This window comes from Embleya sp. NPDC055664 (genome assembly GCF_053618075.1).
Genome location: NZ_JBSHGZ010000048.1, coordinates 1 through 9,087, shown reverse-complemented (window position 1 = coordinate 9,087; position 9,087 = coordinate 1). Strand labels below are relative to the sequence as shown.

Annotated in this window: 7 protein-coding genes; 6 read left to right on the top strand and 1 reads right to left on the bottom strand. The window is 73.9% G+C overall.

The features are described 5' to 3' along the window. Positions 1 to 536: 536 nt before the first annotated feature. Positions 537 to 1,403, bottom strand: a complete 867-nt coding sequence (locus ACWGR4_RS43290) for a 1-aminocyclopropane-1-carboxylate deaminase/D-cysteine desulfhydrase (protein ID WP_452133892.1) — start codon at positions 1,401 to 1,403, stop codon at positions 537 to 539. 355 nt (positions 1,404 to 1,758) lie between these two features. Between ACWGR4_RS43290 and ACWGR4_RS43285 the strand changes: the two genes are divergently transcribed. The 6 genes from ACWGR4_RS43285 to ACWGR4_RS43260 all read left to right on the top strand — a co-directional run bounded on the left by ACWGR4_RS43285 (position 1,759) and on the right by ACWGR4_RS43260 (position 8,867). Further along, positions 1,759 to 2,046: a DUF6504 family protein gene (locus tag ACWGR4_RS43285; RefSeq protein WP_126638310.1), complete on the top strand. Its 288-nt coding sequence runs from the start codon at positions 1,759 to 1,761 to the stop codon at positions 2,044 to 2,046. Positions 2,047 to 2,058: 12 nt separating this feature from the next. Beyond that, positions 2,059 to 2,574 (top strand): SAV_6107 family HEPN domain-containing protein, encoded by a 516-nt coding sequence (locus ACWGR4_RS43280; protein WP_371863019.1) that lies wholly within the window; start codon positions 2,059 to 2,061, stop codon positions 2,572 to 2,574. Positions 2,575 to 2,632: 58 nt separating this feature from the next. Further along, positions 2,633 to 6,112, top strand: coding sequence for a DNA polymerase III subunit alpha (locus tag ACWGR4_RS43275; protein ID WP_452133891.1), 3,480 nt, complete (start codon positions 2,633 to 2,635; stop codon positions 6,110 to 6,112). 52 nt (positions 6,113 to 6,164) lie between these two features. Beyond that, positions 6,165 to 6,923, top strand: coding sequence for a methyltransferase domain-containing protein (locus ACWGR4_RS43270; protein WP_380012701.1), 759 nt, complete (start codon positions 6,165 to 6,167; stop codon positions 6,921 to 6,923). A gap of 45 nt (positions 6,924 to 6,968) precedes the next feature. Beyond that, positions 6,969 to 8,180: a DNA polymerase IV gene (gene dinB, locus ACWGR4_RS43265; protein WP_452133890.1), complete on the top strand. Its 1,212-nt coding sequence runs from the start codon at positions 6,969 to 6,971 to the stop codon at positions 8,178 to 8,180. Between the two features lie 291 nt (positions 8,181 to 8,471). Continuing rightward, positions 8,472 to 8,867: a DUF3040 domain-containing protein gene (locus ACWGR4_RS43260; protein ID WP_380012707.1), complete on the top strand. Its 396-nt coding sequence runs from the start codon at positions 8,472 to 8,474 to the stop codon at positions 8,865 to 8,867. The last annotated feature ends 220 nt before the right edge of the window (positions 8,868 to 9,087 follow it).

Genomic DNA, 9,087 nt, shown 5'->3' with positions numbered 1-9,087 from the left:
TCTTGGTTATTGTTTTTTGGGGCCGGGGGGCCCCCCCCCCCCCCCCCCGGGCCTGGTCCCCCGCTCCATCCCGCGACCGCTCCCCACGGTCTACGGGCCCACCCCCCAGCGGGTCACGATTGGTAAGACTCGCGACCCCCGTCCAGGGTTGTACGCGCGGGGAAGATTTATTTCCCCGGATCCGCGGTGCCCCGAAAACGATGATCGACGGGGGATATGGGCGCCCGTACTCGGTGCGTTTCTGAGTATTCGTACGGATGTCGCGCCCCCGGGCCGACCGCCAGAGTTGTCGGCACGGGGAGAGCCCAGGGGGAGCCTCGGGGAGTGCCGTTCGAGGGGGACGGCGGAGGCGAGCGACGACATCGGGACCGGCGACACGGGGCGACGGAACGGATGGACGGGGACGACGGCCACGGGGGGGCGGCGGGTCGTTCGGAGCGGTGGTCCGGTCGTGGGGACGGCGGACCACCGCTTTTCGCGGTGCGCGGCCCGGGTGCGCCGGCGCCGCCTTGGTTCGAGCGCGCCGGGCGGCCCGGTCAGCCGGTGATCACCGCGACCAGGCGGGTGCCCGGGGCGAACGCGCCGCGTTCGGCGAGGGCGAACAGCCCGAACAACATCTTGCCGACGTAGACCGGCTCGGGCGCAAAGCCGTGTCGGGCCGCGAAGTCGGCGAGGAAGGTGTCCAGTTCCGGGCCGCGCCGGGCGTAGCCGCCGTGGTGGAAGTCGTCCTCCACGTGCCAGTTGTCGGTCGGCGCGCCATAGGTGCGGCGCTGGAGGTCGGCCACCTCGTCGGCGAGGAAGCCGCCCCTGAGCACCGCGAAGCCGATCGCGCGCCGCCCGGCGGGCAATCCCGCCGCGATCCCGGCCAGTGTGCCGCCGGTGCCCACCGCGACGCAGACCGTGTCGACCTCGTCGCCGAGTTCGGCGGGCAACTCCGCGCATCCGCGCACGGCGGCCTCGTTGCTGCCGCCTTCGGGCAGTACGTACGCGGGCCCGTGTGCGGCGAGCAGCCGCTCCAGCACCGGTGGCGTGTGCTTGGCCCGGTAGGTGGCGCGGTCCACGAACACCAGCCGCATGCCGCGTTCGGCCGCGAAGGCGAGCGACGGGTTGAGCGGGCGGTCGGCGAGTTCCTCGCCGCGTACCACGCCGACGGTGGCCAGGCCGAGCGCGCGGCCGGCGGCGGCGGTGGCCCGGAGGTGGTTCGAGTAGGCGCCGCCGAAGGTCAGCAGGGTGTGCTCGCCCCGCTCGCGGGCCGCCGCCAGGTTGTACTTCAGCTTGCGCCACTTGTTGCCCGGCACCTCGGGATGGATCAGGTCGTCCCGTTTGAGGCACAGGCGCAGGCCGAGGGCGGTCAGCCGGGGATCGGACAGCTCGCACAGCGGCGAGGGCAGACGTGGTCGCACCCGAGCAGGGTCGCACGTCGGCCGGCTCGGTGACGGAAGCGACGGCGGAATCGGTGACGGCGTCGGCGGTCGGAGTCGGTGGTGGGTCGGCTGTCGGAGTGGCCTGTCACGGTGGACGGGACGGGGATCGTTCGACGCGAACATGCTCGAACATCGATCGAACACGCCGGTTCGCCCGGTACTGCGGCAATGACGTTGACGTGGGTGGGGGAGCGAGCTTTACTGGCAAACGGGATCGAACTTTTGTTCGAGAGAAAGTTCGACTCGAACGGCACGGGGCAAACGGATGGGCAGCCGGGGTCGCGGTGCGTGGGGAAGCGCATCGCGGCCCGGGCCTCGGCAGAGGAGGAGCCGTATGACGCGTCTGCACACCGATCCGGTGGAGGTGCTGCGCAGTGGTGGGGACCCCGCGCGGTTCCTGTGGCACGACCGGCTCTACGTGGTCCGGGAAGTGCTCGGCCACTGGGTCGAGACCGGCGAGTGGTGGCAGCACGCGCGTTCGCGAGCCGCTGTCGTGACGACGGGGGAGCGCGAGGTGTGGCGGGTGGAGGCCGGAGCCGGCCGCAGCGCGCCACTGGGCGTCTACGACCTCAGCCTGGACGCCGGCGCCGGGACCTGGACGCTGGCTCGGACCGCCGATTGAGGAGGTGACTCCGTGAGCGCAAGCGCGAGCGCGAGTGTGCGCACGAGTGTGAACCAGTCCGCCCACATACCCGAGCCGCCGCCGATCCGACGAGCGCCGGTGCGCTGGTCGTCCGCCCCGCGCGGCGCGCTCGACCTGCTGGCCCAGGCCCGGCGCGGGCTCACGGAGGCCGCTGTCAACCCCGACGCGGCGGAGCGCTACGCCACCGCCCACCTGGCCGCGCTGCGGGTGGCCGCGGCCGTGCTCGCCGCCCGGGCACAGGCCGACGAGCAGCGCCCGGGCCGGCGCCGGCGGGCCCCGCGCAGCGCATGGGAACTGCTGCCGAAGGTGGCGCCCGAGCTGGTCGAGTGGGCCGCCTTCTTCGCGTCCGGCGCCCGCAAGCGCGCCGCCGCCGAGGCGGGCCTGCCCGGCGCGGTCACCGGCCGCGAGGCCGACGACCTGATCCGCGACGTCGAGACCTTCTTCCGCCTGGTGGTGCGCCTGCTCGCACTGCCCCCGATCCCGGCCCCGCCCCCGCCCGTCGACTGAACGCCGTCCCTCTTACGCCCCGCCACCGAACGCCCCCACCCAAGAACCGGCACCACCCATGAACCGACCGAATCGATCGAACAGCCCCTTCGCCCACCTGCACGTCGCGTCGGGGCATTCGATGCGCTACGGCGTCTCGCACCCGAGCACCCTGATCGAGCGCGCGGTCGAACACGGCCTGGACACCCTCGCGCTGACCGACCGGGACGGGGTGTACGGCGCGGTCGCCTTCGCGCGCGGCTGCCTCGCGGCGGGCATCCGGCCGATCCTGGGTGCCGAGCTGGCGGTGTTGCCCGCCGAGCCGGATCCCGTAGCGCCGGGCCGGATCCGGCGCACCCCCGCGCGCGGCGGCGCGTTCACCGACCCCGGGCATCCCCGGGTCACCGTGCTCGCCCGGGGCAAGGCGGGCTGGGCCGCGCTGTGCCGGCTGATCAGCGACGCGCACCGGCGCGACCGGGCCAACCCGGTGACCACCTGGGAGGCGCTGGCCGCGACCGACGGCGCCGTGGTCGTACTGGCCGGACCCGACTCCGAGGTCGGCCGGGCGCTCGCCGCCGACCGGCCCGCGCTCGCCGAACGACTGCTCGCCCGGGCCCGCGCCGCCATGCCCGACGACGCCCTGTACCTCGAACTGGTGTGCCATCTCGCACCGCCGGGCCGGGCCGGATCCGCCGTCCACGCGGCCCGGATGCTCACCCTCGCCGACACCCACCGCGTGCCCGCCGTGCTCACCAACGCGGTGCGCTACGCCGACCGCGAGGACGCCGTGGTCGCCGACGTGCTCGACTCGGCCCGCCGACTGGTCCCGCTCGGCCCGCACCACCTGGCCCGTACCGGTTCCGAGGCATACCTCAAGCCCACCCTCGACATGGTCGCCGTCGCCGCCGAGATCACCTGCCTGGCCGGCCGGGGCACCGCCGCCGCGCTGCTCGGCGCCGGCCGCGCGCTGGCCGACGAACTGGTCCTGGACCCGGCTCGGGACCTGGGCCTGGGCAGCGTGTTCTACCCCGAGCCGGAGGTGCTGGGCGTGCCCGCGAGCCGGGCCGGCGCCGAACTGCGCGCGCGGTGCGAGGCGGGCCTTGGGCTGCGCGGCATCGCCCCCACCACCGAGGCGCTGGGTCGCCTCGACGACGAACTGGCGCTGATCGGCCGACTCGGCCTGCCGTCCTACTTCCTGACCGTGGCCGGCGTGGTCGACCTGATCCGGGACATGGGCGTGCGCTGCGCGGCCCGCGGCTCCGGCGCGGGCAGTCTGGTCAACCACCTGCTCGGCATCTCCGGCGTCGACCCGCTCCGACACGGCCTGCTGATGGAGCGTTTCGTCTCGGACCGGCGCACCGCGCTGCCCGACATCGACGTCGACGTCGAATCCGCCCGCCGTACCGACGTCTACCGGCGGATCATGGAGGTCTTCGGCCCGGAGCGCTGCGCCTGCGTGTCGATGGCCGAGACCTACCGCGCCCGGCACGCCATCCGCGACGTCGGCGCGGCCCTTGGCCTGGCCGCCGGCGAGATCGACGAACTGGCCAAGGCGTTCCCGCACATCCGCGCCCGCGACCTCGGCCCGGCCCTGCGCGATCTGCCCGAACTGCGCAACCACCGACTCGCCCGGGACGGCGGCTTCGACGGCCTGTTCGCGCTCGCCGCCCGGCTCGACGGCCTGCCCCGACACCTCGCCCTGCACCCGTGCGGCGTACTGCTGTCCAACCCCACCCTCCTCGACCGCACCCCCGTGGAGACCTCCGCGCAGGGCTTCCCGATGAGCCAGTTCGACAAGGAGGACGTCGAACACCTGGGACTGCTCAAGCTCGACGTGCTCGGGGTGCGGATGCAGTCCGCGATGGCGCACGCGGTGGCCGAGATCGAACGGGTCGACGGCGCCGCTCCCGACCTGGACACGATCGCGCACGACGACCGGGCCACGTTCGACCTGATCCGCTCCACGCGCACCCTCGGCTGCTTCCAGATCGAATCGCCCGGACAGCGCGAGCTGATCGGCAAGTTCGCCCCGGAGACGTTCGAGGACATCATCGTGGACATCTCGCTGTTCCGGCCCGGCCCGGTCAAGAGCGACATGGTGACCCCCTTCCTGGCCGCCCGCCAGGGCTGGACCGAGCCCTACTACATCCACGAGGACTTCCGCGAGGCGCTGGCGGAGACCTGCGGCGTGGTGGTCTTCCACGAACAGGTGATCCGGATCATCCACATCGCCACCGGGTGCGATCTCGCCCGCGCCGACGTGGCCCGCCGTGCGCTGGGCAGCCACGAGCGAAAACCCGCCGTCCGGGACTGGTTGTACGAACTCGCCGCGCACCGCGGCTACAGCCGGCCGGTGATCGACAAGATCTGGGACGTCCTGGAGGCATTCGCCTCGTTCGGCTTCTGCAAGGCGCACGCCGCCGCCTTCGCGCTGCCCACCTACCAGTCCGCCTGGCTCAAGACGCACCACACCGCCGCGTTCCTGGCCGGCGTGCTCACCCACGACCCCGGGATGTACCCAAAACGGCTGATCCTGGACGACGCGCGCCAGTTCGGCGTGCCGATCCTGGGCGTCGACGTCAACCGCTCCGACGACGTCTACCGGGTCGAACCCCTCCCCGAGGGGCCGCCCGGCATCCGGATCCCGCTGGCCGAGATCAAGGGCATCGGCGCCGACGAGGTCGCCCATGTGCTGGCGCACCGCCCGTACACCTCCCTCGTCGACTTCCGGGCCCGCAGCGGCGCGTCCCGCCCGACCACCGAACGGCTGATCACCATCGGCGCGTTCGACGCCGTGCACCCGGCCCCGACCACCCGCCGCGACCTGCTCCTGCAACTCGCCGACCTGAACCGCCTCGGCCGGGCCGGCCGAGCCCGGGGCGGCCGACACCAGGAGGGCGCCGAACTCGACCTGGGCCTGGCCCCCGACATCCCGCCGGCCACCGGCCTGCCCGAGTTCACCGACGTGGAACGGGTGCGGGCCGAACTCGACGTGCTCGGCCTGGACGCCGGCCGCCACGTGCTCGACTTCCACGCGCCGTTCCTGGCCGACCTGGGCATCACCCGCGCCCGCGACCTGCTGAACCGGCGCAACCGCGCCGAACTGCTGGTCGCCGGGGTCAAGGTGGCCACCCAGACGCCGCCGATCCGATCCGGCCGCCGGGTGATCTTCCTGACCCTGGACGACGCCACCGGACCGGTCGACACCACCTTCTTCGAGGACGCCCAGGACCCGTACGCGGCCACGCTGTTCCACTCCTGGCTGCTGGTGGTGCGCGGCGTGCTGCGCCGCACCGGACCGCGCGGGGTGTCGCTGCGGGCCACCGGTTGCTGGGAGTTGGGCGCGCTGCACGACGCCTGGAGCATCGGCGGCGTCCCGGCCGTGCACGAGCTGATGGCCCAGGCGCGGCCGGCGTCCGCCGCGCCCGCCGAGCGCCGGGTCCTGGTGCACGCCAGCGGCTTCAAGGTCTCCCCGTACGCCGACCTGCGTCCCGCCGGCACCGCCGCCAAGCAGGCCCCGCGCAAGCTGTGGCACGCCAGCCCCGGGAGCGCGGGATGACCTCCGTACACGCTCTAAGGTGGAACCCGACCGGTTCCGGAGGAGGGTGTTCGTGTCCGACCAGACGCGCAGGCGCAGCTCGATGCGCACCGCCGTCGTGTGGCAGGTGCTGCGCGAGGCGTTGGACCGACGGGCCGAGGTGGCCGGGCGGGACGTCCTCGACGTGCTCGACACCGGCGGCGGCACCGGCAACCTCGCGGTGCCCATCGCCCGACTCGGACACCGGGTCACCGTCGTCGACCCCAGCCCCGACGCGCTCGCCGCGCTGGAGCGCCGGGCCGCCGAGGCCGGGGTCACCGACCTGGTCCGCGCCCTCCAGGGCGACACCCACGACCTGTTCGACGTGGTCGAGCCGGACGCCGCCGACGTGGTGTTGTGCCACGGCGTCCTGGAGGTGGTGGACGACCCCGCGGCCGACCTCGGCCGGATCGTCCGCGCGCTGCGCGCCGGCGGCACGCTCAGCCTGCTCGCGGCCAACCGCACCGGCGCGGTCCTGGCCCGCGCCCTCGCCGGGCACTTCGACCAGGCCCGCGACCTGCTCGCCGACCCCGAGGGTCGCTACGGCCCGGCCGACCCGATGCCGCGCCGGTTCACCGTCGCCGACCTCACCGCGCTGGTCGCCAAGGCCGGCCTGGAGGCGGGCCCGGTGCACGCGATCCGGGTCTTCGCCGACCTGGTCCCGGGCGTCCTGGTCGACGACCCGGGCTCGTTCGACGCCCTCCTCGACCTCGAACGCGCCGCGGCCGAACAGCCCGAGTACCGCGCCCTGGCCACCCAACTGCACCTGCTCGCGGGCAAGCCGGCGAACTAGGCCCGCTTCCCGCCCCGGCCGCGACGACCGGACGGGCGGTGCCGGATGAGCACCGCCCGATCCGCGCCGCCGCAGGCGATCATGCACGTCGACATGGACGCCTTCTACGCGTCCGTCGAGATCCGCCGCGACCCGACACTGCGCGACACCCCCCTGGTGGTGGCCGGCCAGGGTCCGCGCGGGGTGGTGCTCTCCGCCACCTACGACGTGCGCGCGCTGGGCGTGCACGCCGGTCAGGCCACCTCCCGGGCCCGCCGGCTCGCCCCGCACGCGCTCTTCCTCTCCCCGGAGCACGACGACTACGCCCGCGTCTCCGGCGGCGTCATGGAGGTGCTGCGCTCGATCACCCCGCGCGTGGAGCCGCTGTCCCTGGACGAGGCGTTCCTCGACCTCGCGGGCGTCACCCGCCGCCTGGGCCCGCCGGAGATCGTGGGCGAGTCGATCCGCGCCCGGATCTTCGACGAGCAGGGCATCACCTGCTCGGTCGGCATCGCGGACACCAAGTTCACCGCCAAGCTGGCCGGCGCGCTGGCCAAACCCGACGGGCTCAGCGTGATCCGCCCCGAGCAGGTGGTGGACTTCCTGCACCCGCTCCCGGTGGACCGCCTGTGGGGCGTCGGCGAGCGCACCGGCGCATTGTTGACCGATCTGGGCCTGACCACCATCGGTGATGTCGCCCACACTTCGGTCGAGACGCTGAGCCGCGCGCTCGGCGCCGCCGCGGGCCGCGGGCTGTACGAACTCGCCTGGGGGCGGGACCGCCGGCCGGTGATCCCCTGGGAACCCGAACGCAGTATCGGCGCCGAGGAGACTTTCCCCACCGACGTGGACGACCCGGTGGCGATCCGCCGCACCCTGCTCGCCCTCGCACACCGCACCGCGACCCGGCTGCGCCGGGCGAAGACGGCCGGGCGGACCGTGACGATCAAGATCCGGTTCGCCGACTTCAGCACCATCACCCGCAGCAGGACCCTGCGCGAGGCCACCGACGTGGGCCACGAGATCTACCACGTGGCCTGCCTGCTGCACGGCGCGCTGGGCCTGGAACGGGCCCGGCTGCGTCTGGTCGGGATCCGGGTGGAGGGCTTGGTCGGCGGCGGCTCTCCGCGCCAACTGGTGCTGGGCGAACGGGATCCGGGCCGGCGCGAGGTGGAGCGCGCGGCCGACGCGGTGCGCGGCCGATTCGGCGACTCGGCGCTCACCGCCGCCACCCTGCTCGGTCCCGGGCCCCGGGCGCGGGGCCCGCGAGGGCGCTGAACCACCGCCCGCCGCCGGCCCCGGCCGCCCCACGCGCCGCCCACGCGGACCCGCCCGGCCCCATCCCTCAGCGCGAACCCGCCCGGGCCGCATATCATCGAAGCCCTGACCGGGGGACATGAGCGTGCGTCGGGCAGGGCACAAGTGTGGGAAGGGGCGGGAATCGATGTGGTGAACCCTCACGCGGTGTCGGGCGTCGAGCCCGTGCCGAGGGTGGCTTTCACGACAGCGATTACCTGCCTATCCTGAAAGGGCCGCAAGGTCGCGTCGCGGCCGACGAAGGAGGACGCCGTGCCGCTCTCAGAGCACGAGCAGCGCATGCTTGAGCAGATGGAGCGAGCGCTCTACGCCGAAGATCCCAAATTCGCGACAGCGCTCGAAGCAGCCGGCATGCGCCGGCATACCCGGCGACGCACCGTTCAGGCGATCCTCGGATTCCTGCTCGGCATCGTCCTGTTGATGACCGGCATGATGGTCCAACAGATCTGGGTCAGTGTCATCGGCTTTCTGGCGATGCTCGGTGGGGCGCTCCTCGCGGTCACCGGTTGGCGTCGGGGACCGGCGACGGCCGACGCGGGCGAAGGCGGCGGCGCGGGCCGCGGCCGTGCACCGCGGCGGCGCAACAAGGCCAAGGTGATGAACCGCATCGAGGACCGCTGGCGTCGTCGACGCGAGGAGAACGGCTGACGTTCGGTGCATACCGCACCGCGTCGACGACGCGACCGGGGAGACCCGGTCGCCACGGGTCGAGTCCCGGGCGCGACGTCGAGACGGGGCGGCATACGAAACGACGACGCCGGTGGCGGGGGGCGCCCGGGGGAAAGGGGGGGCCCCCCCCCCGCGGGTTTTTGGGGGGGCCCCGGGCCCCGGGGGGGGGGGGGGGGGCGGGCGCCCCCCCCCCCCCCCC

Bases quoted from the DNA above. Each gene is read 5' to 3' on its own strand.
- ACWGR4_RS43285 (WP_126638310.1), top strand. From the start codon at position 1,759: ATGACGCGTCTGCACACCGATCCGGTGGAGGTGCTGCGCAGTGGTGGG.
- ACWGR4_RS43275 (WP_452133891.1), top strand. From the start codon at position 2,633: ATGAACCGACCGAATCGATCGAACAGCCCCTTCGCCCACCTGCACGTC.
- dinB (WP_452133890.1), top strand. From the start codon at position 6,969: ATGAGCACCGCCCGATCCGCGCCGCCGCAGGCGATCATGCACGTCGAC.